The 24,714-nt window shown below is 60.4% G+C and carries 22 protein-coding genes and 1 tRNA gene; 1 reads left to right on the top strand and 22 read right to left on the bottom strand.

What is annotated here, in order from left to right; all coding sequences use genetic code 11:
• Positions 1–321: 321 nt before the first annotated feature.
• The 7 genes from PMX60_RS06940 to PMX60_RS06910 form a co-directional block, all read right to left on the bottom strand.
• A complete protein-coding gene (locus PMX60_RS06940; RefSeq protein WP_271747341.1) occupies positions 322–951 on the bottom strand; it encodes an HAD family hydrolase in 630 nt (209 codons plus the stop codon).
• A 157-nt stretch (positions 952–1,108) separates the two neighbouring features.
• Positions 1,109–2,092, bottom strand: a complete 984-nt coding sequence (locus PMX60_RS06935) for an SIS domain-containing protein (RefSeq protein ID WP_271747340.1) — start codon at positions 2,090–2,092, stop codon at positions 1,109–1,111.
• A gap of 197 nt (positions 2,093–2,289) precedes the next feature.
• Positions 2,290–3,123: a PTS system mannose/fructose/sorbose family transporter subunit IID gene (locus PMX60_RS06930; RefSeq protein ID WP_006235135.1), complete on the bottom strand. Its 834-nt coding sequence runs from the start codon at positions 3,121–3,123 to the stop codon at positions 2,290–2,292.
• Positions 3,124–3,136: 13 nt separating this feature from the next.
• Positions 3,137–3,931, bottom strand: a complete 795-nt coding sequence (locus tag PMX60_RS06925) for a PTS mannose/fructose/sorbose/N-acetylgalactosamine transporter subunit IIC (RefSeq protein ID WP_271747339.1) — start codon at positions 3,929–3,931, stop codon at positions 3,137–3,139.
• A 36-nt stretch (positions 3,932–3,967) separates the two neighbouring features.
• Complete coding sequence (locus PMX60_RS06920; protein ID WP_271747338.1) at positions 3,968–4,891, bottom strand: PTS sugar transporter subunit IIAB; 924 nt, start codon at positions 4,889–4,891, stop codon at positions 3,968–3,970.
• 182 nt (positions 4,892–5,073) lie between these two features.
• Positions 5,074–6,156: a DMT family transporter gene (locus tag PMX60_RS06915; RefSeq protein WP_271747337.1), complete on the bottom strand. Its 1,083-nt coding sequence runs from the start codon at positions 6,154–6,156 to the stop codon at positions 5,074–5,076.
• 231 nt (positions 6,157–6,387) lie between these two features.
• On the bottom strand, positions 6,388–7,380 hold the full coding sequence (locus PMX60_RS06910; protein WP_006235139.1) for an SIS domain-containing protein: 993 nt from the start codon (positions 7,378–7,380) through the stop codon (positions 6,388–6,390).
• A 205-nt stretch (positions 7,381–7,585) separates the two neighbouring features.
• Between PMX60_RS06910 and PMX60_RS06905 the strand changes: the two genes are divergently transcribed.
• Positions 7,586–8,308: a GntR family transcriptional regulator gene (locus PMX60_RS06905; protein ID WP_271747336.1), complete on the top strand. Its 723-nt coding sequence runs from the start codon at positions 7,586–7,588 to the stop codon at positions 8,306–8,308.
• A gap of 21 nt (positions 8,309–8,329) precedes the next feature.
• On the opposite strand, the gene PMX60_RS06900 is transcribed toward PMX60_RS06905, so the two are convergent.
• From PMX60_RS06900 to PMX60_RS06830, 15 genes are all read right to left on the bottom strand, one after another.
• Positions 8,330–8,920: a GNAT family N-acetyltransferase gene (locus tag PMX60_RS06900; RefSeq protein WP_271747335.1), complete on the bottom strand. Its 591-nt coding sequence runs from the start codon at positions 8,918–8,920 to the stop codon at positions 8,330–8,332.
• A gap of 77 nt (positions 8,921–8,997) precedes the next feature.
• Positions 8,998–10,023, bottom strand: coding sequence for a threonine aldolase family protein (locus PMX60_RS06895; RefSeq protein WP_271747334.1), 1,026 nt, complete (start codon positions 10,021–10,023; stop codon positions 8,998–9,000).
• A gap of 45 nt (positions 10,024–10,068) precedes the next feature.
• Entirely contained in the window at positions 10,069–10,932 is an 864-nt protein-coding gene (locus PMX60_RS06890) for a phosphatase PAP2 family protein (RefSeq protein ID WP_271747333.1), read from the bottom strand.
• A 211-nt stretch (positions 10,933–11,143) separates the two neighbouring features.
• Positions 11,144–14,776, bottom strand: coding sequence for a transcription-repair coupling factor (gene mfd, locus PMX60_RS06885; protein WP_271747332.1), 3,633 nt, complete (start codon positions 14,774–14,776; stop codon positions 11,144–11,146).
• 157 nt (positions 14,777–14,933) lie between these two features.
• Entirely contained in the window at positions 14,934–15,599 is a 666-nt protein-coding gene (gene nth / locus PMX60_RS06880; RefSeq protein WP_006235145.1) for an endonuclease III, read from the bottom strand.
• Positions 15,600–15,662: 63 nt separating this feature from the next.
• Positions 15,663–17,465 (bottom strand): ABC transporter ATP-binding protein, encoded by a 1,803-nt coding sequence (locus PMX60_RS06875; RefSeq protein ID WP_271747331.1) that lies wholly within the window; start codon positions 17,463–17,465, stop codon positions 15,663–15,665.
• 127 nt (positions 17,466–17,592) lie between these two features.
• Positions 17,593–18,948 (bottom strand): DNA recombination protein RmuC, encoded by a 1,356-nt coding sequence (locus tag PMX60_RS06870; RefSeq protein WP_022095168.1) that lies wholly within the window; start codon positions 18,946–18,948, stop codon positions 17,593–17,595.
• Between the two features lie 51 nt (positions 18,949–18,999).
• Positions 19,000–19,563, bottom strand: coding sequence for a hypothetical protein (locus PMX60_RS06865; protein WP_022095169.1), 564 nt, complete (start codon positions 19,561–19,563; stop codon positions 19,000–19,002).
• Positions 19,560–20,090 (bottom strand): DUF6036 family nucleotidyltransferase, encoded by a 531-nt coding sequence (locus tag PMX60_RS06860; RefSeq protein WP_022095170.1) that lies wholly within the window; start codon positions 20,088–20,090, stop codon positions 19,560–19,562. The genes PMX60_RS06865 and PMX60_RS06860 overlap by 4 nt, the downstream gene beginning before the upstream one ends.
• Before the next feature lie 123 nt (positions 20,091–20,213).
• The gene (locus PMX60_RS06855) at positions 20,214–20,648 is read right to left on the bottom strand and encodes a hypothetical protein (protein WP_022095171.1); all 435 of its coding nucleotides are present in this window, start codon (positions 20,646–20,648) and stop codon (positions 20,214–20,216) included.
• Between the two features lie 435 nt (positions 20,649–21,083).
• Positions 21,084–21,716: a hypothetical protein gene (locus tag PMX60_RS06850; protein WP_271747330.1), complete on the bottom strand. Its 633-nt coding sequence runs from the start codon at positions 21,714–21,716 to the stop codon at positions 21,084–21,086.
• A 279-nt stretch (positions 21,717–21,995) separates the two neighbouring features.
• Positions 21,996–22,535 carry a rubrerythrin gene (rbr, locus tag PMX60_RS06845; protein WP_271747329.1) on the bottom strand — a complete coding sequence of 180 codons (540 nt, stop codon included), beginning with the start codon at positions 22,533–22,535 and terminating at the stop codon, positions 21,996–21,998.
• A 114-nt stretch (positions 22,536–22,649) separates the two neighbouring features.
• A complete protein-coding gene (locus PMX60_RS06840; RefSeq protein WP_055285277.1) occupies positions 22,650–23,555 on the bottom strand; it encodes an HhH-GPD family protein in 906 nt (301 codons plus the stop codon).
• A 21-nt stretch (positions 23,556–23,576) separates the two neighbouring features.
• Complete coding sequence (locus PMX60_RS06835; protein ID WP_138341664.1) at positions 23,577–24,062, bottom strand: RrF2 family transcriptional regulator; 486 nt, start codon at positions 24,060–24,062, stop codon at positions 23,577–23,579.
• 359 nt (positions 24,063–24,421) lie between these two features.
• Positions 24,422–24,499: transfer RNA gene (locus PMX60_RS06830), tRNA-Asp, on the bottom strand.
• Between the last annotated feature and the right edge of the window lie 215 nt (positions 24,500–24,714).

The raw sequence follows: 24,714 nt of genomic DNA, 5'->3' as shown, positions 1-24,714 counted from the left end.
CATGTCCGCGATTGTAGCATGGAGCGTGCGGGAGCGCTTCAATTCACCCTCTCTCGACGACCAAAACGGGACCAGCAACCCCCACAACCAAAGGGCAAAATTCCAAGTGAGTAGACTTTTTACGATCTGCCGAGCACACCCAAAAATAGCCACCTCTGTGACCTGCGGTTTTACAAAGGAAGATATGTTTTGTGCTCGGCCTGCGCCAAAAAGTCTACTCACTTAGCCCGAATCGAAGCCAAACAGATCAAAATCGAAACCGAATTGAGCCAGTCCACCGCAAAAAACGTTTGAACCCGTGCTTCTTGCGGTGAATCGACGCTACAGAGCGGCCAAAATGTCGGTCAGATTGTCGATAACGACATCGGCTCGCGATTGATCGAGGTTGACGCCTTCGTGCGGACGCAGTGCCAGGACGCGGGCGCCGGAGCGCTTGCCGGCCTCGATGCCCAAAGGCGAGTCCTCGATAACCAGGCACTCGGTAGACTCCACCCCCAGCGCCTCCATGGCACGCAGGTAGATCTCGGGGTCGGGCTTAAACGCGCTGCACTCGTGGCCGCTGATGGTGTAGTCCAGCACGTCGGCGATACCGGCAATCTCCACCAGCTCGTCGATCAGCTCGCGATAGGACGAGCTCGCGATAGCGCACTTCACGCCACGCTCGTGCAGCTCGCGCATCACCGGCTCCGTCTGCTTGTTGAGCAGCTCGGCATACGGAACGGGATGGTCCGGGCTGTAAACCTGCTTGTACTCCACGCGCAGGCGCTCGCGCAGCTCAACATCGTCGGGCACCAGCGCCTCCCAAATGGCAGGCTCGTTAGACCCCGAAAGATCGGGAATCTCGTCAAAGTGGAACCCCTTCTCTTCCATAAACGCCACGCGGCGACGGTTGTAGAACCACTCGGTATCGACCAGCACGCCGTCCATGTCAAACAGCACTGCTTTGATCATACGCATCTCCTCCCACCTGCCAAGAAGGGACAGGTTTATTTTGGTAGGTTTTATCTGGGGCTTTGCAGCGCAACGGGCACGCCCCCCAAAGCAAAAAGGGGACAGGGCGCAAACCCCATCCCCTCTCAATCAACCCGTAAGGTCTACTTACTTGCGATTAGTAGGAAAGCTTCCACATGTAGCGACGCATGGTCAGCGGGTGCTGACGGGCCTCGGCGATCTGGTTGCCGTACTCGCGCATAACGGCGAGGTGCAGCAGCGGGTTGAAGTAGGTGAGGACGCTAGCCGGCACAGCGTCGGCCAGGCCGTAGTCCTTGGAGTCAATCAGAGCGACCTTGGCACCCATACGCTGCAGGAAGGTGAGGGCACGAGCGTCCATCGGACGGGTAGCACCGTCGGACATGAGGAAGACGTAGGGCTTACCCTCGGTGGAAACCTCGAACGGGCCGTGGAAGTACTCGCCGGTGTTGTAGGAAGCAGCGTCGATCCACTGCATCTCGGTGAACAGGAAGGCGGCGTTAGAATAAGCCATCTTCTCGGAGGCACCGGAGGCCATGAAGTAGATCATCTTGTCGTCCTTGAAGTCCTGAGCGAACTGCTTGGCCAGGCCCTTGGCAGACTGAGCAGCGTTCTCGATCAGCTCGAAGATGTTGTTGAGGCCGGTGATCATGTCCTCGTAGTGATCATAGCCCTCGGTCTGCTGAAGGATCTCGAGAGCAAGAGCGATGGCGTAGGCGGGCTTCTCGGCCTTGGCGGCATAGTTGGCATGGAAGCCGTGGACGATGACGTGGTCGGCGTCGACGGTCAGAGCGGAGCCAGCCTTGTTGGTGAGGGAGACGACCGGGCAGTTGTGCTTCTTGGCGGTCTTGTTGGCCTCGACGGTCTCGGGGGTGGAGCCACCGAGGGCGCAGGTGATCACGAAGGTGTGCTCGTTGACCCAAGAAGGCGTGTCGTAGTTGAACTCGTTAGCGGTGAAGATCTGAACGTTCAGCTTGTCCGTGTTGTTGGCCAGGAAGTACTTGGCGGGGTACAGGTCGGACATGGAGGCACCGCAGCCGACGAAAGCGACGCTGTGGATCTCGTGGTTGGACAGGACGTCAGCGACGATCTGCTTAGGGAGGTTAAGGTCGATCTCGTACATCTGACACATTCCTTTCGATTTTTGCGGCGCCACATTGCCGGGCGCTCGCAGGGTTACCGTGGTTTGGACCGAGTCGCCGGCCCGTTGAGGATGTGACAAAGGGACTGCCCTTTGTCACGTATAGGGATGGAAGCCTGCCTGGGGTATGGGATGCCAGGCAGGCCCCCGGGGGAAAGCGGTTAGGCGCTTGGTCGCGACTAGGCCAGAATGCCGGCCGCGGAGAGGGCGATGCCGCCCACGATGGCGATCACGAGAAGCCAACCGGTGTTGACGTTCTTCTTGATGAGCCAGTACATAAGGCCGGTGAGGCCGAGGGAGATCATCTGGGGCATCATGCCGTCCAGGATGTCCTGGATAACAACGGTGCCCTCAGCGAACTGCAGCGGGGTGGTGGCGCCGATCAGCGTAGCGATCATGCCGCCCACGGACATAAGGCCCACGATGCCGCAGACATACATGAGCTTCTCCATGAGGTCGCCGCCCTGAAGCTTGCTCAGGTACTCGTGGCCGCCCTGATAGCCCATCTTGGCTGCGAACCAAGTGATCAGCACAGAGGGGACGATGGAGATGAGCATGGCCAGGATCGGGCCCATGATGGAGCCCTGCTGAGCCAGCTGAACGCCCAGGCCAAAAGCGATAACGCGGATGGTACCCTGGAAGAAGGAGTCACCGATGCCGGAAAGCGGACCCATGAGGGAGGTCTTGACCGCGTTGATCGAATCGGGATCGAAGTTCTCGGGATCCTTGGCGTACTCCTCCTCCATGGAGGCGGTGAGGCCCAGGATAAAGGCGCTCGTCTGCGGGGTGCAGTTGTAGAACGCCATGTGACGGTGGTAAGCCTCTTTCTTAGCAGCGAGCTGCTTGGGGTCGGACTCGTCCGGATAGAGGCGGTCGAGCGTGGGAACCATGCCGTAGAGGAAGCCCATGTTCATCTGACGCTCGTAGTTCCAAGAGGCCTGGATGGCCCAGGAGCGCCAGAAGAACTGGCTGACCTTCTTGTTCAGGGACACGTCCTTGGTTGCGGTTGCCATAGTGTGTTCCTCCTTAGTCTTCGTCGTCTTCGAGCGGATCGTAGTCGGAATCGACACCGGCGGCTGCATGGGAACCGTTGAACTTGAAGCCCATGAAGACGACAGCCAGGCACACACCGATCAGAGCGACCGCGATGACGGACAGGTTGAGGTAAGCGGCGAGCAGGAAACCGATGAACAGGAACGGAGTCATACCCTTCTTGATCATCATGGTGAGCAGCAGGGCCAAGCCGTAGGCGGTCATGATCTTGGTCGAAGCGTTAAGACCAGTGGACAGCCACTCGGGAACCATGTTGACGATGGCCTGAACCAGGTCGGTGCCAACAAAGACGGCGAGGAAGATCGGCAGGAAGTACATGATGGCGTACAGACCGGAGCCGGCGCAGATGTGCATACGGTAGGCGGTCTTGAACTTTCCGTTATCGATCGCGCTATCGGCCACATGGGTGAGGGCGGCGATGATGGAACGGAAGACAATGCCGAGGAGCTGACCCAGGACGGCGACCGGGATGGCGATCGTCATGGCGGTCTCGGCGGAAGCATCGGTCAGGCATGCGAAGGCAGCGGCCACGATGCCGCCCAGGACCATATCGGGCGGAACGGCGGCGCCGACCTGCACCAGGCCCATGGACACGAGCTCGACGGCGGCACCGACGGCAAGGCCAGTGGGCACATCGCCCAGCAGCAAACCGACGAGCGTAGCGCCAACGAGGGGCTGCTCGAAGTTAAGACGACCGAGCAGGCGGGAGTCCCACATGCAGAACACGCCGACGAGGCCGACGAGCACCGCACTGATGAACGTATTCATACCCTTCTCCTTTCAGTCAGGCAAAAGCCTGGTTGATTACAGCTTGGCGTCGATGTCGACGCTCTGATACGTAGGGGTCTGCTGGACATAGAGCTTGATGCCCATGTCGAGCAGCTGGTTGACGTCGGCCTTCTGGGTGGCGTCGAGGAAGACGGAGCTGTCCTTGCCGCCGACCTGATCGGCACCGTCGTGGTTGGCGGTGGCGCCCAGGTTGATGGCGTCGAGCTTGTAGCCCTGACAGAACTGCAGCATCTCGGCAGTGTTGCCAAAGACGAACATGACGCGCTCGCCGAGGGTGTTGAGCTTATCCATCTTGGCGAGGGCACGCTCGACGGTGAAGACGTTCAGGCGCACGCCCTGGGGCTTGGCCAGCTTAAGAGCGCCCTTCTTGATGTCATCGTTGGCGGCAGCGTTGTCGACGACGATGATGCGCTCGGCCTGAACCTTGGTGGTCCAAGTAAAGACGACCTGGCCGTGCAGCAGACGGTAGTCAAGACGTGCGAGGACGATCTTGGCGGGACCGGAGCTGTGACGGGACGCCTTGGCCTTCTTGGCGGGAGCCGCGGCGGCCTCGACCGGTGCGTTGGGGTTGGTCAGACCGGTGCGGGCCTCATTGATGAGGGCCGCGAGCTCGGCGCCCTTGACGGGGGCGGGGCTCATAGCAAGCGTGAGCGCCAACGGGATGTTGAAACCGCTGACAACCGTGAACTTCGTGCCGTTCTTGGAAAGCTCGACCATGCTGTTGTTGACCGAGCTGCCGAGCATATCGGTCAGCACATAGACGGTGTCGTCCGCGTTGAACGTGGCGATCATAGCCTCAACCTTATTGGTGATGGGCTCCTTGTCGTCACGAGCAAGCGACACGACGTGGACGTTCGACACGTCGCCGAGAACCATCTCGAGCGTGTCTTTGGCGCCTGCGGCCAGGCCGCCATGAGATGCGAGAATGATCTGATTCACCTTGCCTCCTCCTTTTCGTTATGGTCATTATAACGTCTTATACGTTGCTTATATTGCTAATTAGTATAAAGACCGTTCGCGGGTGAAAATCGACCGTTGACGGGTTTAACGTACTCGAAACGTTGGACTGGGTAGGCCGGCGCTAGCTGGATAACCCCAGGTCAGACCCTGCGCGCAATCCCCTATCGCACGAAGTACCAGGGGCTTTCCTGTACGGTGGGTTCCAGCGCAATGCCGGTGCGTTCCTTAAACAGATCCATGTCCTGAGATTTTTCGGTCCACCACGCGTTGGACTTAAAGGTCATGCTCTCAATGACATGACCGACAAACACACTGTTGCGCAGCTTGGAGAAGTCGGTGTTCATAATCAGGATGGACGCGAGCACCAACACGATGCCCAGGACTTTAATCGCGCCGGCGGGCTCGGCGTAGACACCAATGCCCACCAGTACGGTGACGACCGTCTCGAAAGACATTACGACGGGAACTTTCGATGTCTCGAGCCCCATGGACAGACCCTGCATATATAAGATGTAAGCAACGGCTGTGGGGATGAGTCCAAAGCCAAGGAACAGCAGCAGCAGCTGTGGCGACATTGCCGCGGCGACATCCGGCCACGGAGCCGCGATAGCTGCCATAACCGCACCGCCAAAAACAAAGCCCCAAAACGTGACAGCCAGCGGGTGGACCGTCTTGGTTGCTATTCGGCTAAACACCGCGAGCGACGCACCACAAAGGCCTGCAATCACGCCCGACGTGACGCCCCAAACCGAAAAATGAAAACCGGAAAGGTCGCCATTGGTCACTGCAAGCACGCAGCCTACGATGTTAAAGACAATGGCAACGAGCTTGTTGGGGGTCACGTCCTCGCGATAAAGCACGCGGCCGAGCATGACGCCAAACACCGGCGAGGTGTAGAGCAGCACCGAGGCCGTGGACATGCCCACCTCGCCCATGCACTCGTAATAGCAGGTGTTGGCGGCGGCCAAACCGACGATGCCGACAAGCGCACAGGGAACAAGCTCTTTAGGGCTTGCCTTGAACAGGGCCAGCGGACCCTGAGCCACGGTAGACCCCTCACCCGGACGGCAGCCCATAAACATCAGGACCGGCGCCAAGATAAGCGCTCCGACCAACAAGCGAAAGGCAGCCATGCTCTGGGACGAAACGCCCATGGCCGAGATGCCGTTTACAAAGATTCCGATGCTGCCCCACATAAGCGCGGCGATCAGCACTAGCACATAGCCCAGATTGCTTTTCTTCAACGCAGCCTCCTCGGTATTGTTTCCAATATGTTTCACACTACGTTATAGTCGTTATATACATTTTTCAAGACACAAATCGGCGAGCGGATAAGTGATCCGTTTTCCTCCGCCCCCAGCGGATTACTGGGCGGTTGCGGTGAAATAGTTCCTAAATAGAGGCTTCAAGCCCCCAAGCAGGAACTATTCCACCGCAACTTATGAGGACATCGAGCTGTTAGGCCGCTCTATCCCCTAGTAGTCCAGCTTCCACATGTAGCGGCGCGTCATGTAGTCCTTGTGGGTGACGGCAGAGAGAGCGCGCATGTACACGTTGTTGAGGATCGGCGCAAAGATTAGGTGGTTGAAGTACTCGCTCACGCTGTCCTTGATGTCGTTGAGGCCGAGCTCCTTGGCGTCGAGCTGATAGACGCGCTCGCCACCGTACTGGTTGACGAAGCGGATGCCGCGCTCGTCGTTGCAGCGGCTGCGGCCGACGCTGATGAGCTGGAACAGCGAGGTGCGCTTGTCCAGGATCTCGAAGGGGCCGTGGAAGAAGTCGCAGGTGTTGATGGTGCAGGAGTCGATCTGCAGCATCTCCTGCACGTTGCAGATGCTAAAGACGTAGGCGGCACCAAAGAGCGGGCCCTGGGCCATGACGTTGATGCAGGGCTTGTCGGCGTTCTGCTCGGCCCACTTGGCAGCGAGCGGACGGGTGTACTCAACGGCCTTGCGATAGATGGGGTCGACCAAGTCGAAGGCGGCCATAGCGGTCTCGTACTCGGCATAGCCCTCGGTCTGCTGCGTAAGCTCCATGGCGATCATGGTCACGACGGCGGAGTTGGTGCGGCCCATGCAGGACTCGTCGACGGCCAAGCTGTCGTACTGGATCTTGTAGTCGCAGACCTCGGTGAGGCCGGACTCGTCAACATAGATGGCGATGGTGCTGGCGCCGTGGTCCTTGGCGACCTGGGCGGCGACGATGGTCTCCTTGGTGCCGCGCATGGACACGACGACGGCCAGGGTGTTCTCGTTAACGTAGGCGGGGGTTGCGTGCACGAACTCGTTGCTGGTGTAGCTGGAGCTCACGACCTGCGTGGCCTCGTGCTCCATAAAGTACTGGGCAGGATAGTTGCCGCCGTTGGATCCGCCGGCGCCAATCCACACGACGCGCTTGATGCCGCCCTTGTCTGCCTTGTCAGCCAAAACCTGGGAGACGACATCCTTAACCTGTTCCTGAGTAGTCATCGTGCATCAGCCTTTCTTCTCGTTTGATGCTCTCGATGGCATACAAGTTACATACATGTTTTGGTTATGTCGACTAGTTGTATGCTATATTTGACTTAGAAATTCTGCTGGTAAGGTTTTCGACTTCTCGTTACCAGCAGTTTTGTTGTTGTATTGAATACATGCTTGATTAGACTCGCATACAAGTTAGATACAGGTTGATCGCATGAAAGCTTCGTCTAAAAAGAAACTGGCCCAATACGAGCGCTTGGCGGGCATGCTGCGTGACCGCATCGCCGCCGGCGTCTACGCGCGCGAAGACAAGCTGCCGTCCGAGATGGAACTCATGGACGAATCGGGGCTGTCGCGCAGCACCGTGCGCCACGCCCTTAAGGTGCTCGTTGATGAGGGCCTGGTGCGCACCGAGCGCGGGCGTGGCGCCTTTGTGGCCGACACGCCCGCGCTCCACGAGAACAACCTGGTGTTTTCGAGCTATACGGCGCAGGTCCAGGGTCAGGGCATGAAGCCCACCACGCGCACCGTGGACTCGGGCTTTGCCAAGGCGGCCGGCAGCATAGCCAAGTTCTTTGACGCCGCCGTGGGCAGCAAGCTCGTCAAACTTGTCCGCCTGCGTTATCTGGACGATGCGCCGCTGTGCCTGGAGACCACCTATCTACCACCGAGCTTTGAAGCACTCATCGATCGCGATATCAACGGTTCGCTCTACGCCACGCTGCGCCAGGAATTCCATCGCGCGCCGGCACAGGGACATAAAACCTTTGAGGTGTGCTATGCCTCGCAAAACGAGGCGTTTTTGCTCAACGTTGAGCGCGGGCAGGCGCTGATCCTGATCACCGACTACGTCTACGACACCGACGGCCGACCGCTCCATGTCTCCAAGCGCATCCAACGCACCGACCGCGCCAAATACACCGAGCCCATCGGCTAACCTGCCAAAATTAACCTGTCCCTAAATGGTAGGTTTGGGGAGGTCGGGGAACCAGGTTGGTTTGGGTTGGTTGGGTGTGCGCTCGGCTAGGACCAACTCCATCCAACACATGTCGTACCAGCGACCGAACTTTTGGGCACAGCGATCGAAGGCGCCCACCAAGCGATATCCCATATGGGCATGGAAATCCTGGCTGTTGTGCGTCAGGTACTCATCGTCCTTATCGTGCGGCACGGCAATGAGCGCGCACATGTTGGTGATACCCATCGCGATCAGGCATTGCTTGAGCGCATCGTGCAGCTTGCGGCCCAGCCCGCCGTGGCGCACGTCGCGCGCCAGGTAGATCGACGTCTCGACCGACCAGTCGTATGCCTCGCGGCTGTTGAGCGAACTCACATAGGCATAGCCAACCGGACGCCCGTCCAGCTCCATCACCAGATACGGATAGCGCTTGAGTGTACGCTCGATGCGCCCGGCGAACTCCTCAACGCTCGGCACCTCGTATTCGCAGGTAATCGCCGTCTGGCGCACATACGGCTCATAGATGGCAAGCAACGCCGGCGCATCATCGGGCGTCGCTAGACGAATCGTCGGCTCGGACATCTCGGTCATACAACCCTTCTCCCTCAAAAACAAAGGCCGCCTTGCGCCAAACCCAAGCGCAAGGCGGCCCCCGTCATCATGTCAACTTACAGGACAGCCGCCAGCGCGTCGATGTCCTCCTGCGTCGTGGCCCAGCTGGTGCAAAAACGCACCACCGTGTGGGTCTCGTCGTACTTTTCCCAGTACTCGATCGCCGCATGCTCGCGAATGCGGGCCATGTCCTCGTTGGGCAGAATCACGAACTGCTGGTTAGTCGGCGTCTCCAAGAAGAACCGGTAGCCGTGCTCGTGCAGCACGCGACGAAGCGCCCGCGCGGTTTCGATCGCCTGACGGCCAATCTCAAAATACAGGCCGTCGGTAAAGAGCGCCTCAAACTGCACGCCCGTCAGGCGACCCTTGGCCAACAGCGCGCCGTGCTGCTTAATACGCGGAATGGGATACGCCGGGGCGTGCACGCCGCAGAACACCACAGCCTCGCCGCAAAGCGCGCCGCACTTGGTGCCGCCAATGTAGAATACGTCGCACAGCTGCGCCAGCTCGGGCAGGGTAATGTCGCACTCATCGGCCGCCAGCGCATAGGCCAGACGAGCACCGTCCACAAACAGCGGAATCTCGCGCTTCTGGCACACCGCGTGAATCGCCGCGAGCTCGGCCTTGGAGTACAGCGTGCCGTACTCGGTCGATAGACTCACGTACACGGCACCCGGGAACACTGTGTGCTCGTAGCTCTCGTTTTCGTAGAACACCTGGATATAGTTCTCGAGGTCCTCAGCGTGCATCTTGCCCTCGTAGCCGGGGATGGTGAGCACCTTGTGGCCGCCAAACTCGATGGCGCCCGCCTCGTGACAGGCGACGTGACCAGTCTCGGCAGCAACGACGCCCTCGTACGGCGCGAGCAGCATGTCGATCACCGTCGCGTTGGCCTGCGTGCCGCCCACCAGAAAAAACACGTCGGCATCGGGGGCCTGGCAGGCCTCGCGAATAAGTTGCTTGGCGCGCTCGGTATGCGCATCGGTACCGTAGCCAGGCTGCGGTTCCATGTTGGTATCGACGAGCGCCTGCAGCACTGCCGGATGTGCACCGTGGGAATAGTCGTTGTTGAACGCGAGCATGGCAATCCTCTCTTACCGGGTATCGGCCAGATGATTCAAACGGAGCTATTGTACGCCGCTGGGATAGGCAATGCGCGCGGCAAGGCACTCAAGTGCCAGTACCAGAGCAAAACCGCAGCTCACGTCACTCAAAAAGTGCGCTCCGATCACGATGCGGCCAAGCGCGACGAGCGCCGCGACCACAGCCGCCGTCCAAAAGGCCACACGACGGCGCGACGGCTTTTCCTTAAAGGCCGTCGCGGGAAGCCCAGCGAGCATGAGGCCGATTGCCGCGTGCGCCGTGTGTCCGCTCGCAAACGACTTAAAGCCGTCCTTGACTACACCGGCGGCAATATAGGCCCACTTGTCGGGGTTGCCGATCACCCACCACGGCTGAAACTCGAGTCCCTGCGTCACCTCGATCACGCGCATGCGTGGGCGCGACCACAGCGGCTTGACAATCACGTTGAGGATGATGGCCTGAGCGACCCACACGACAAGCACCATCAACGCCCAGCGCGTGAGATCGTCGGGCTCGGTCGTGCGCGTGAGGCGATAGACGACAAGGTTAGCGGCGATGACCAGCACAAACGTCAGCACCAACTGAACCGCGATGAGTTTGCCGCCAACCCGCAGGGACGAAACGATCTCGTAGCCGGCCAGGCCAACGTTGACAAGGATGCCGAGCACGGCGAGCCATTTGCTCCCCCTAGAGTCGGGACGCACCGCGCGCACGAGCATAACGCCCGCGATGCTCGCCGTCAGCTCGAACGGCAGCTCGCCGGCGGCCTCGATAAGGCGACCGTACATACTGCCGATATTGAACAGCGCGCTCGAGATCTGATAATCAAAGAAACTGCCCACGCCCAGGCAAAGGGCAAGGATGACCGCGATAGCAGCGGCGTCTTTCTTATAGATGTATCCGAACATGCTTTCCTTTCGGTCGGGCGAAGGGTCGACCCGCAACATGGTGGGGCAAAGATAGCTTTGTCCCATAAATACCCTTACAGGTTGAGCATAAGTGAGCGAAAACGTTCCATTTGTGGCAAGGTGGCCCGAAGGAGGAGGGAAGCGTACTTGCGTACGCGACCGACGAGTGAGGGTCAGATTGCCCAAATGGAGCGTTTGCAGCGTCGACCCGCTAGTCGTCGTCGCTAGCACCCAGCTGTTGCAGCAGCATGAGTGCCGCGGCCACGGGGCCGGTGCCGTCGTTGGCGTCGAGGCCGCGACCCAGGCCGCTGCCCGCGCCGGCGCCCGCCTTGTAGGGCACCGACAGCTTGCGGCTCTTAGGGAAGTTCACCGCGCCGTACCGGTTCTTAAGCTCAAAGGCCACCTTCTTGGGCACGTCGACGCCCAAAAACGTGATGCGGCCGCCACTGAGCGTGACGCTCTCGAGCCCCAGACGCTCGCCGCGAATGCGGATGCGCGCGCGATTGAACAGGTTGAGTCCCGCCAACGGCAGCTCGCCATGCGCGGCTTCGGTCTCCTCCTGCACCTCATCGATGCTCTCCAAGTCCTCGGCCGCTGCAAGCTTGCGGTACACGAGCACGCGCTGATCCACCGCCGGCAGGTACTCCTCGGACAAGAAGTAGTCGGCCGGCAGGTTAATACCCACGCTCGCCGCCTCCACGCCGGCGTCGTCATCGCCGCGCGCCTCGGCCACGGCCTGGCCCAGCATCTGCGTAAACAGGTCAAAGCCCACGCTCGACAGGTTGCCGTGCTGCTCGGCTCCCATAAGCGAGCCGGCGCCGCGAATCTCCAGGTCGCGCATGGCGATGCGCATGCCGCTACCCAGGTCCTGGAACTCGGAAAGTGCGGTCAGGCGCGCCGTCGCCTCCTCGGTGAGCGGCAGCTCGCCCGGGAACATAAAGTACGCGTAGGCCTGCGTGGCAGAACGGCCCACACGGCCCTTGAGCTGGTAGAGCTGTGCCAGACCCAGGCGCTGCGAGTCCTCGATGATGAGCGTGTTGGCGGTCGCGTTGTCGATGCCGCTCTCCACGATGGTCGTGGCGATGAGCACGTCAATCTTCTTGGTCGCGAACTCGATCATCACGTCCTCGACCTCGCGCGGGCTCATCTTGCCGTGCGCCACGCCCACGCGCGCCTCGGGCGCGGCCTCGTGCACGCGCGCCACGGCGTCATCGATGGTCTTGACGCGGTTGGACACGTAATACACCTGACCGCCGCGGCCCACCTCCAGGCGAATCGCCGCGCTCACCACATCGGGGTCGTACTCCCCCACGTGCACGATCACGGGACGACGCCCGGTCGGCGGCGTCGTGATCAGGCTCATGTCGCGCACGCCACTCGTGGCCATCTGCATGGTTCGTGGAATAGGCGTTGCCGAAAGCGTGAGCACGTCAATCTGCTCGCGCAGGTTCTTGAGCTGCTCCTTGTGCTGCACGCCAAAGCGCTGTTCCTCGTCGATGATCACCAGGCCCAAGTTCTTTGGGTTCACATCGGCCGAAAGCAAGCGGTGCGTGCCGATGAGCACATCGATCGTGCCCTCGGCAAACGCCTTGAGCGCGCGCTTCTGCTGCGCCGGCGTGCGGAAGCGGCTGAGCACCTCGACCTCGAGGCCAAACGGGGCAAAGCGCTCAAAGAAGGTCTCGTAGTGCTGCTGGGCCAGAATGGTCGTGGGACAGAGCACCATGACCTGACGGCCGGAGTCCACACACTTAAACGCCGCACGCAGGGCGACCTCGGTCTTGCCAAAGCCCACGTCGCCGCAGAGCAGGCGGTCCATGGGCTTGGGCGCCTCCATGTCGGCCTTAATATCGGCGATGGCCTCCAGCTGGTCGCGCGTCTCGTCGTAAGGGAAGCTCTCCTCCATCTCAATCTGCTCGGGCGTGTCGGGCGGGCAGGCGATACCGGTAATCGACGAGCGGCGTGTATACAGGTCGACCAGGTCAAACGCCAGCTTTTTGGCATTCTTGCGCGCCTTGTTGGTAGCCCGCGTCCAGTCGGCGGTGTTGAGCCTGGTCAGGCGCGGCTTGTCGCCGTCGGGGCCAACATAGCGCGTGATGCGGTCGACCTGCTCGAGCGGCACGTAGAGCTTGTCGCCGTCGGCATATTCCAGCAAAAAGTAGTCGCGCTCCTTGCCGCCCACTTCCTGGCGCGCGATCTCGCTAAAGAGCGCGATGCCGTGAGTGGCGTGCACCACGTAGTCGCCCGGCTTAAACGGAAACGTGATCTGCGTAATGTCCACCTTGCGGCGGCTGCGCGCGCGGTTGGCATCCATACGGGCGTTGAGGTCGGCGATCGAGAACACGGCCAGGTTGGCATCGGGCACCACCACGCCCTGCGGCAGGGCGGCATCGACAAAGGTCACGCGTCCGCGCGAGATAGTGGGCACGGCAGCACCGGCGGCAGCCTGGGCCGCGCCCGCCTCGAGCGAGCGGGCGTTGAGCGCGTCAGCCTTACGCTCGCGAATTGCAGCATGAGCATCCTGACGGGCAGCACGATCGGCAGAATCTGCCGCCGCCACGCGCACGCGCTCGCCAATGACGCCGGCGTTTTCGGGCGCGGCCGTCAGCGATTCCTCAAAGGTAATGCCCTCGTCGCCAAAGGTGAGCTCCATCGACTCGCGCGCGCCGCGGTCGGGAATGGCAAACACGCAGGCATAGCGCTTGCCCACGACTTCCTGAACGCGCGTCATAAAACGGTTGTCCGAGCCTGCGATAGCAGGCTGCTCAATCTTGAGCTCGGCCGTCACCGCACCGCCGGCACGGATGAGGCTTACGTAGTTCAAGCGCTGCTGGGCACCAAAATCGAGCTGTTGAGCGCGCACGTACAGACCATCCAGGCGGTCAATCCCTGCCTCGCCGGCACGCGCCTCGATATCCTCGTAGGCGCGCAGGCAGTCGTCGAACAGCGAGCGCGGCTCGGACAGAACCACGAGCGCCTTGCCGCTCACGTGCGCCAACGGGCTTACGGTCTGGCCGTACATCACCGGCAAAAAGCGGTCGAGCTCGGGCGTGACGATGCGCGCATCCACCATCTCGAGCAGCGCCGCCAGTTTGCTGTCATCCTGGCTGGCGCGATAGAGCGCCACATGCATGTTGTGGACGGCCTCGTCGGTGAGTGCCAGTTCGCGGCAGGGAAAGATTTCGATGCTGTCCTCGTTGCCGATGGTCTGCCCCGTGGAGCTCACCATGCGGCGGATGCGGTCAATCTCGTCGCCGAAGAACTCGATGCGCACGGGTGCCTTTTCCTGTGCGGGGAACACCTCGACGGTGTCGCCGTGAACGCGAAACAAGCCGGGCGCATCGGCGGCGCCGGCATTGGTGTAGCCCATGCCCACCAAGCGCTGCGGCACCTCGTCAAAGGGAATCTCCTCGCCCACCGCAAAAGTAGTGGACTCCCAGTAGCGGCTCTCGACCGGCGGCACGCAGCGCAGCAGCGCGCGAGCCGAGGCGACCATGATGCAGTTGTCCCCGCGCACGATGCGCCCCAGAGCCTCGCAGCGCTGCGCCACCACGGCGTCGTCCGGCGCCTGCTCGCGCCACGGATAGTCCTTGCGCTCAGGAAAACGACACACGTGCGCCAGGCCCACGTAGGCGGCAAGGCTACGCGCGGCGCGATCGGCCGCATCCTCGCCGCTCACGATATAGACCGTCGGGCGCGGACGGCGCGCAAACTGGGCGGCCGCCATAAGCGTGCGGCCCGACTGCGACACAGCCAGCGTCACGTCCTCGCCAGCATCGAGCCCGGCCTCGACGGCCTGCAAGGCCTCGGCAGTGTAGAGCTGCGCGGCTATACGGTGAATGAGCATGCTGTTCCTCCGGCATTGCAACGCCAAAAGCCCGCCGGGGCAAGCTCGGCGGGTATGCGGCGGATTTCATTGCCTGTCATGGTAGCGCATGGAGAGGACTCCGGCTCAAGAGCAAACCCAGCCCCGCAAAAAACGCCAGACGAAGATGCGTTCCGCCCTACCCCGCTACGCGCACGCTGGGGCACAAATCTGCCAGCGGACACTCGTCACACTTGGGTTTGCGGGCGTCGCAGATCTCGCGACCGAAGGTGATCCACTGATGGTTGACCGACTCCCAATACTCGTGCGGCAAAATCTTGAGCAGATCCTGCTCGGTCTTGAGCGGCTCCTTGGCATGTGTCTTGGGACTCAACATCAGGCGATGCGCAATGCGGTTGACGTGCGTGTCCACCGCAATGCCCTCCACGATGCCATACCCCACGTTGAGCACGATGTTCGCCGTCTTGCGTCCCACGCCCGGCAGCTTCACGAGTTCCTTCATGTCGGCCGGCACCTCGCCGCCATAGTCGGCGACGATCATCTGCGCGGCCTCCACGGCGTGCTTGGCCTTGCTCTTATAAAAGCCGAGTGACTTGATGGTGTCTGCCACGTCAGCCACACTCGCCCCGGCCATGGCCTCGGGCGTGGGCCACTGGGCAAACAGCTTCGGCGTCACCTTGTTGACCTGCGCGTCGGTCGTTTGCGCCGAGAGCAACACCGCGATCAGCAGGCGGAAGGGATTCTCGTGGTCCAAAAAGCACTCGACCGGGCCATAGCGACGGTTGAGGCGCTCACACACCTCAACGGCGCGCTCGCGTTTGGCGGCATTGGTCTCGCGTGGCATAACGACTCCTCGGCTCAACGGCACAATAAACTTATGGGCACAATTGTCCCACGTCCGAGACGCTTAAGCCTCCAAGAATGCGCCGGTCTGACGGCTCCACAGGCTCGCGTACTCGCCACCCACCTCGACGAGCTGCGTATGCGTGCCGTCCTCGACAATCTCGCCATCGGCCAGCACCACAATGCGGTCAAGCGCCGCCACGGTGGACAGGCGGTGCGCCACCACAATGGAGGTGCGGCCGCGCATCAGATTCTCGAGCGCCTCCTGCACCAACGCCTCGGACTCGCTGTCCAAGGCAGACGTCGCCTCGTCGAGCACCAGAATCGGCGCGTCGGTTAGGATGGCGCGGGCGATAGCCACGCGCTGACGCTGACCGCCAGAGAGCTTGACGCCGCGCTCGCCCACCATAGTGTCAAAGCCACGGGGCAAGCGGTCGATAAACTCGGTCGCATTAGCCAAGCGAGCCGCCTCGCGAATCTGCTCATCAGTGGCGTTGGGACGACCGTAGGCAATGTTTTCGCGAATGGAGCGGTGGAACAGCAGCGCCTCCTGCGGCACGTAGGCAACCTGACGGCGCAGGCTCTGCTGCGTGCAGCGCGAGACGTCCTGGCCGTCCACGAGCACGCGGCCGCCCTGTACATCGTCCAGGCGCAACAACAACTTGGTGAGCGTCGTCTTGCCCGAGCCCGATTTGCCCACCAGGCCCACGCGCTGGCCCGCCGCCACATGAAGTGTCAGGTCATCGAACACGCTCTCGCCCGCCGCAGCGTCACGGTACGCAAAGCTCAGCTGCTCAAAATCAATCGCGCCCTCGGTCACTTTGAGCTCGGGGGCGTCCGGGTCATCTGCCACCAAACGTGGCTCGTCCAGCACGCGCGTCATCTCGGCCGCATCGCCGAGCGCGCGGTTGATGCGCTGCATCATGGAGCTTACGTAGTTCAGGCGCATGGTGAGGTTATAGGTGTAGGTAAAGATCATGACGAGCGAGCCGGCCGAGATGCCAAACCACGCGTTGCCGCCCGCCACGAATACGCTCACCACGGCCATGGTGATGACGATAAGACCCGAGGTCGTAAAGTTGCGCTGCATCATGGCGTGCATCGAGACCGTCTCGGCATCGCGCGCGGCACGATCAGCGGCGTCGAACAGATCACGTTCAAAGTCCTCGCGCCCGCAGGTCTTGACGGCCAAGATGTTCGTGACCGCGTCGGAGAGCACGCCCGAGAGCTTGTTCTGCGCGGCGGACGTCGCGGCCGAAAGCGGCATGATGCGCTTGTACATAAGCCAGACAAACGCGATGTAGACGGCCATGATGCACACCAGGATCACGGTAAACGTCGGCACCACCGGGGCGAGCGCCGCCACCGTGCAGATGACCGAGGTGATGGTGGGGATGAGCGAATACACCGTCACGTCGACCAGCCCCGTATAGCCGCTCATAAAACGGCTCGTCTGGCTCACGAGCGATCCGCCAAAGCGGCTGGTGTGAAATGTCATGGATTGATTGGAGAGCGTGTCGAAGCACAGGCGCGCCAGGTGATAGTTGCCCGCAATCTCGAGCTTGTAGACGGTGTAGTCCTGCAGCTTGGAGAGGATTTGGCCCACCAGGTTAACGAGTACGAGCGCCAGGATATAGGGGCCGAAGACCTCAAACACCTGATCACCCGCCACGGGACCGGCTTGAACGCGGTCGACAATGAGGGCCATCACATAGGTATTGGCAAACGTCAGCAAAAAGATGTAGCCCGCCGACGAGAACACCGAGAGAAAGACAATCAGCGGCTGCGTGCGCGTGACACCCCAAAACCGCTGCAGCGTGCGGCGCACGGTGGAGCGTTTCAGCGGACTGGTGTTTCTCTGAGACATGGGCTTCCTTTCGCGTCTGATAGGGCGAAACGCCATTGTTGCACACTAAAGCGCACTTCAGGCAAGCGCGATGTGAAAGGCAGCGGGGTGCCCGCGTTTGCGCCGGTGCCCCGCTGCCTTGTTGCAATTAGTCCTCGTCTTCTTGGTCTGTGGAAAGGCCCGCGGGCGTGAGTCCCAAGATCTCATCGGCTTGGTCGGCGTCTTCCAGCGCGTCGATATCCTTGAGTTTGCGCTCCATGACGTTGGTGCGCGTGGTGATAATGCCCTCGACCGTTTTACCCGCGGTCTCGATCTGCTGCTGGGCGCGGCGCAGCGCCTTTTGATAGCGCGGCAGCTCGGCCTTGACGGCGGAGAGCACTCGCAGTACATCGTCGGTGCGTTTTTGCAGCCTAAACGTCTGGTAGCTCATCTGCAGGCTGTTGAGAATGGCCGCCATGGTGCTGGGGCCGGCAACGTTGACGTGATAGTCGCGGCCCAGGGTCTCGATAAGCCCGGAGCGGCTGACGACCTCGGCGTACAGCCCTTCAAACGGCACGAACATGATGCCAAAGTTGGTCGTTGCCGGCACACTCAGGTACTTTTCGCAAATGTCCTTTGCCTCGCGCTTGACCATGGTGTCGAGCGTCTTGCGCGCAGCCGCCACGGTCTCCGCATCGCCCGACTCCTGCGCGTCGAGCAAGTGCTCGTACGCGTCGCCCGGGAATTTGGAGTCGATCGGCAGCAGCACGGGATCGCCCTCGTCCACCGGCAGCTTGACGGCAAACTCAACGCGCTCCGAGGCGCCGGGCTTGGTGGCGACGTTTTCCAGATACTGGTCGGGCGTAAGGATGTCCGCCAGAATTGCACCCAGCTGCACCTCGCCCAAAATGCCACGCGCCTTCACGTTGCCCAGCACGCGCTTAAGGTCGCCCACGCCGGTGGCGATGGACTGCATGTCGCCCAGGCCCTTGTACACGGCCTCGAGCTGGTCGCTCACCTGCTTAAACGATGCCGACAGTCGGTCGTTGAGCGTGCGGGAGAGCTTCTCGTCCACCGTCGCACGCATTTGATCGAGCTGCACGTTGTTGTCTTTGCGGATGGCGCCCAGCTGAGCATCGACCGTTTCGCGCACCTTGTCCAGGCGATGCTCGATACCCTCGCGGTTGGCACCGAGCTGTTGGGCCGTCTCGCGGCGCAGGTCATCCATCCGGTCACCAGCTTGCGAAAACTCACGTGCGATGGTCAGGTAACGTTGCTGCTCCACGGCCGCATCTGTCGTCTGCTGCTGCGCGATGGCATTGGCCGTGCGGCGAGTTTCGGCCAGCGCGACGTTCAGGGCATCGAGCGCGTTGTTGGCCTGCTCGAGTGCTGCCAGCGTTTCCGCGCTACTGTCGCCACGCTCCCGCAACTCGGCACGCAGGCTCTTGAGCTGGAGGGCGCAAGCCACAGCAACCCCCACCGCCACCAAGGCGATCACAACAAGCACAATATCAATAGCAGACATAAACTCCGCCCAACAAACCCAATCGAGCACCAATCAAAACCGCGATCAATCTTACCCCGCCATACGCACCGGGCGCCCGGCCCCTTCTTGGGCGCCCCTCTCCTCCGCATATTCCATAATGCGGCGCGCCGTCTCCCTGCTCACCTTTGAGTCATCACCGGCTAAATATGCGTACACGTTTCCCTTATTCAGATTCAAATCGCGGCAGAGACCGTAGCGCGTTACACCCGATTCCTCTAGCGCTCCCAACGTTCTTTTTCGCATCAGGGCGTTGATTCTTCTGTCCGCCACTGGCTTTTCCTTCACCGCTCTATACGCACGCCAAACGTTGGCATAACGATTAGGAAGTTTGTCCTCGGCGCATAGAGATGCCAGGCTACCCGTTTGGGCGTACAAGGACAAAACGCCTCGGTAACCCTCTTCCATCCACGAACCCTCGGATAAGCCCAGAACGTATTCGGCTTTACCCTGTGCCAAAGCGAGCAAAAACAGGGGCTCCGCCACGCGCGGCGCAACCGTCGTCGCTTGCTTAACCAGTTTTCTAAAACTGAGCGACTGCTGTCCGGATAGCTCTCGGCAATAGCCTTTTAAGAATCCCTCAAAGGTCAGATTCAACCGAGCACCTCCTTTTTGTATTGGCTGTATGCGCAGACCATCTCTTGATAACTCCGCTCCGAAGGCGACGACGCCAGCGCCTCGCCCTCGTCGAATATAAGCCGTTCGAGCAGTCCCCAATCAAGTCGGTCGACGAATGCCTGGCTATGAAGATCGATGATGTCGTTCGGACGACAGGCATAGAGCTTCATTACCGCCAGGTCCTCCAAGGATGGCGTAAAGTACCTGATAAAGCGCGCCCCAATATCCAAGGGAATCAAACGATCTTCGTAATTGAACGGCATCTGATTACAATATGCCACCGCCATACCATTCACCTCGGGGTATCGAGCTATGATCTCGCGGAGGCACCTATCTGCCTCAAACACATCAATGTCATGTGTAACCGAACGATTCGTCACATCGTTTAGCATGAAGGCGCTTCCTCCCACCAATACAACGTTCGGCCTGTCGTCTCTTGGACCTATTTCCAGCTCCGCCTCTTCGTCAATGCCCAAAAGAGTCTGCTCTAAATCCTGCTTATACATAGCAAATCCTATTATTATTTATCTTCAATAATACTATTCAGTCGCACGACAGGACCCACAGGATGCAAGAATTCTGCTCGTGGCGATAATTCGTACACCCTGGAAGTCCTAATGTGACAAACGCTAACTCTCCCAGCCGGCGCGGATGGTTGTTGCGACATCGCCTAGGCGCTGGCCCAGGGCCGCTAGATGCTGGAGCACCTCATTGGGCGAGGCACCGTTGAGAATGCACGTGAGGGCATATGAGGCCAAGAAGATTGCCGCAAGTCCTAGCGGAATGAGCACGATCATCGCCAATGTGCGCAGGCGCTGGCCCACGCGGCGACGACGCGCACGACGCTTGTCGAACGCGAGCTCCTGCGCATATGAATCTTGCTGTACGGAATAGGCCTCTGGTGCCGATTCGCACCCGGGCACGGCTGCAGGTACAGCAGCGGGCACGACGTTTTGCACGGGCGCCTGGTTGGCAACCCCTTGCATTTGCATCTCTATAAGCCGCCGCTGCTGCCGCAGCATGCGCTCGGCTTGTTGCTGTGGGGTCTCAAGAAACAGGTCCATGTTGGCCTCCAAAATCGGAGCGTTCGACGCTTACGACCAGCATCCCGCACCGCCATGACCGCGACAACGCAATCGCCGGCAATAGCCACAAAGTTTCTTTTGCTCAAAAGCTGTCGAAAAGCTCAACAACTCCCCTACCAGCACTTTCTCTGAGCTTTTTTCGCCAGCAATCTTTTGGCCTTCCACCCTTACGCCAACTGACCAAAATCTAACCAAAAGCTTGACGAAAATTGTGGAGACCGGGACCCCATACAAAAACGTGCCGCCCCAAAAGGGGCGGCACGCAAACTTCTTATCAGCTTTTCTGTAACGAGCACGCGACGACCCAACGCCGGAGCGCAGGGCGGGGAAACCTTTGCCTCGCGCGACCCTGCGAAGCCGTGAGCGAGAGGGAAAGGTTTCCCCGCCCTGCGCCCCGTGGTCGGTGAGGACCGACTACATGCCCGCGAGACCGCGGGCAGCGGTGGCGCACAGAAACGCCAAGGCTAGAATCACGAGCGAGCCCGCAATGTCTGCCAGCACGCCCATTGCACGACGCTCAAACAACCAGCTCTCAAAGTGCGGGGCGACGTTGCGCCAAACACGCCACAGCAAGATGCCCATACCGATGACGCCTGGGATATTGAGCAGTAGGATCTCGGAGCACAAAAGACCGATCAGGTTGCCGGCGGCAAAACCAGCGTCGCCCTCGCAGTATTTGCGATAAATCATGTACAACATGTACGCCACAAACGGCTGCAGGCACGCAGAGATAAACGTAACCACCATCGAGGGGTCCTGAGAAAAGACATCGGTGAGTTTATCGACACTCGTGGCATCTTTCGAAGCCAAGAACAAGCCAATGACCACCACGGGCACCACGCCCAAGATAACCTCGACCAGAGTAAACAACTTAGCAGTCAGATCCTCGCTAGCCGTATTGAGGTGAGGCGCCCACTCAGGATGAGCATGCGCGCCAACCTTCTTGTCCTTCTCGACACGATCGACCTTTTTACCCTCGGCAACCCGACGACCAGGATCCTTGCGAGTTCCCGCCGCAGCAACCCGAGCCCGAGACTTCTTACCCATACAAAAACACCCCATCAGGTAGTAGATAAACTAAAAGTCGCCACCCAGTGTACCCCACCCATGAACGGTGCCGTCCCAACCAGTCCCCATACAAAAACGTGCCGCCCCGATAGGGGCGGCACACAAACTTAGTTATCAGCTTTTCTGTAGCGAGCACGCAACGAACCAAAGCGGGCCGGGAGGGCCGGACTACCTTCCCTCAACGCGACCCTGCGAAGCCGTGAGCGAGGAGGGAAGGTAGTCCGGCCCTCCCGGCCCAGCTCACGCCAGCGCCAAGCGCTAGTAGTTCACCACCTGCTCCTCAAAGTACGCCTTCGGGTGGTTACACACCGGGCACACCTCAGGCGCCTCGGCACCAACGTGCAGGTGCCCGCAGTTCAGGCACTTCCACACCTTCACGCCCTCACGCTCAAACACCTCGCCCGACTCGATGCGCTCGACGAGTTTGTTGTAGCGCTCCTCGTGGGCCTTCTCGACGGCGGCGACGCCACGGAACTTTGCGGCAATCTCGACAAAGCCCTCCTCCTCGGCGGTCTTGGCGAACTCGTCGTACATCGTGGTCCACTCGTAGTTCTCGCCCGCAGCGGCGTCGCGCAGGTTGTCCAGAGTGCCCGGAACGGCGCCGTCGTGCAGATACTTAAACCACAGCTTGGCGTGCTCGGACTCGTTGCCCGCCGTCTCGGCAAAAATATTCGAGATCTGAACGTAGCCGTCCTTTTTGGCCTTGGATGCATAGTAGCGATACTTGGTGTGTGCCTGGGACTCACCGGCAAAAGCGGTCTCGAGGTTCTTCTTGGTTTGGGAATTCTCAAAATCCATAGGTGTACTTCCCTTCAACGCATGCCGCCCACAGACTTTGAGCGGCCTTGCTTTAAGGATGCCCTCATGCCGAGAATTTAAACCTTACAATCCCGTTCTTCAGATTCGAGTGAGCTACACACTCAGCCAACGATCGCCCTCGGAGCCGCAAAAGCCCTCGCGCTCCAGATCGGCAAGAATGCTTGCGACCAGCTCGCGCTCGACCGGCTCTCGGCCGGCTGCCGTCTCCATCTCGTTAACGCCTGCAACGGCTTCATCGAGCGTAATACCTGCCGGTTGTCCATCGCGCGCCGCCAGCAGCATGCGCACAATGTGGGCGCGCTTTTGGCGACGCGAGCCCTCAAACTTGGACTGACGACTATAGCCCGCCGACCGCCTGGACGGATTGGGCAGCGTCTTTTTAAGATACGCGCCGTAATCCAGCAACGCGTAATACCATGCGCGCGGCGTGTCGGCATCGTCTTGAGGCACGGCAAAGGGCGCAATCTCATCCGCCGCCGCACCAGGGGCCGCCGGACAGGCGGCTTGAATCAGCGGCACCAGCTCGCGATCGGGAACGGCCGGCACATCGGGAAAGAAATGATGCAAAAAGACCGTGCGCACATTGGTCTCTAGATACACGCCTGGAAGATCAAACGCAAACGAACGGATGCCCTGCGCCGTTGCCGGGCCAATGCCGGGCAGAGCGACCAAGTCACGCGTCTCACGCGGAAACTCCCCGTCCCAGTCCTCTACAACGCGCTGAGCGGCCCCATGAAGCGCCAGAGCGCGTCGGTTGTAGCCCATGCCCTGCCAAGCGTCCAAAACATCGGAAGGCGCGGCCTGGGCAAGCGCCTGCACAGTCGGAAAACGATCGAGCCACACCGGCATGCGCGCCTCCACACGCGGCACCTGCGTTTGCTGCAGCATGACCTCAGAAAGCCAAATGATGTACGGATCGCGTGTGCGGCGCCACGGAAGGTCGCGATAACGCAGGACCCCTTCCGAACGAATCATCGAACGAAAGGGGTCCTGAATCATGGCTATGCTCCTTATGCGGCGCTATTCCTCCCGGTAAGCGCACGCGCAGGTGGCGTACTCGGGAAACGCTTCGCGGTCGGCGAACTTGGGATCGACGGCCGGGAACTGGCGGTGAGCGACGATGTCGCCGAGCGAAACGGAATCGAGGTAGTCGCGCATCAACGCCTGGGCTCCGGCCCACAGGGGATGATAGCAGCACGCGCCCATGCGCGCACAGTCACCATCGGGCGCGGTGCAATCGTTCATAACCATAGGACCCTGAACGGCCTCGACGACCTGGCGGATAGTGACGTCGTCCGGACTGACCTTGAGACGCATGCCACCGTGGACGCCACGCAGGCTCTCCACAATACCGGCCTGGACCAAACCGTGCTGAATCGAGCGGGCAAACGAATACGGGACATTGACCTCTTCGGCAGCGGTGCGAACAGAAAGCAAACGCTCCGGATCCTCGGCAAGCATCGCCAGCATGCGAAGGGCGTAATCAGTCTTCCTCGATATGTCCATTTTTCCCCTTTCAAGGAATACGAACAGCTCGAACGAGCTCCGGGGCCGAGCTTGTGTCGAGACGCTAAATGACCGCCAGGACATCCAAATGGTAAATCGGATATCCACTGAGTGCCGCGCTTGGAGCGAAATGCATCAGATGCGGCGCACAGTGCAATTTAGTATAACCTAACCCCCTGTCTCGTAGAACAGGTGTTGCGCAACAAAGCTGTTGTTCAGACAGATATACTTATTAGATTTTACTTGCGTTCCCGAAGGCGCGGGGATTCTGGGCGAAGATGCACCAGGGCGATCGTTCTATCGAAACAAAGTGCATCAAACGCAAAAAGCCACGTCCGAAGACGTGGCTTTAATTGCGTTGGCGGGAAGTACGGGGCTCGAACCCGCGACCTCCGACGTGACAGGCCGGCGCTCTAACCAAACTGAGCTAACTCCCCAGGCAGACGTTCGCGTTTGTTTCCGCTCGCGTGCGCTGCGGGGATTAGTATACACAGAAGTCTGTCCGGCGCGCAACAACTTTTTTGAAAAAATTTTTCGGGGTCATCCGGGAGGGTCTCCGGGGCTGAGGGCGGGGGTTAAGTTTGCTGCTCTACAGTCCTGCGCAAGACGGAAAGCACATTAAGTGCTTTCCTTTGCGTGCGGAACTCGCGAC

This window comes from Collinsella aerofaciens (assembly GCF_028206995.1).
GTDB classification, from domain to species: domain Bacteria; phylum Actinomycetota; class Coriobacteriia; order Coriobacteriales; family Coriobacteriaceae; genus Collinsella; species Collinsella aerofaciens_AQ.
The sequence above is the reverse complement of the archived record's forward strand: the minus strand, read 5'-3'. Positions and strand labels throughout refer to the sequence as shown.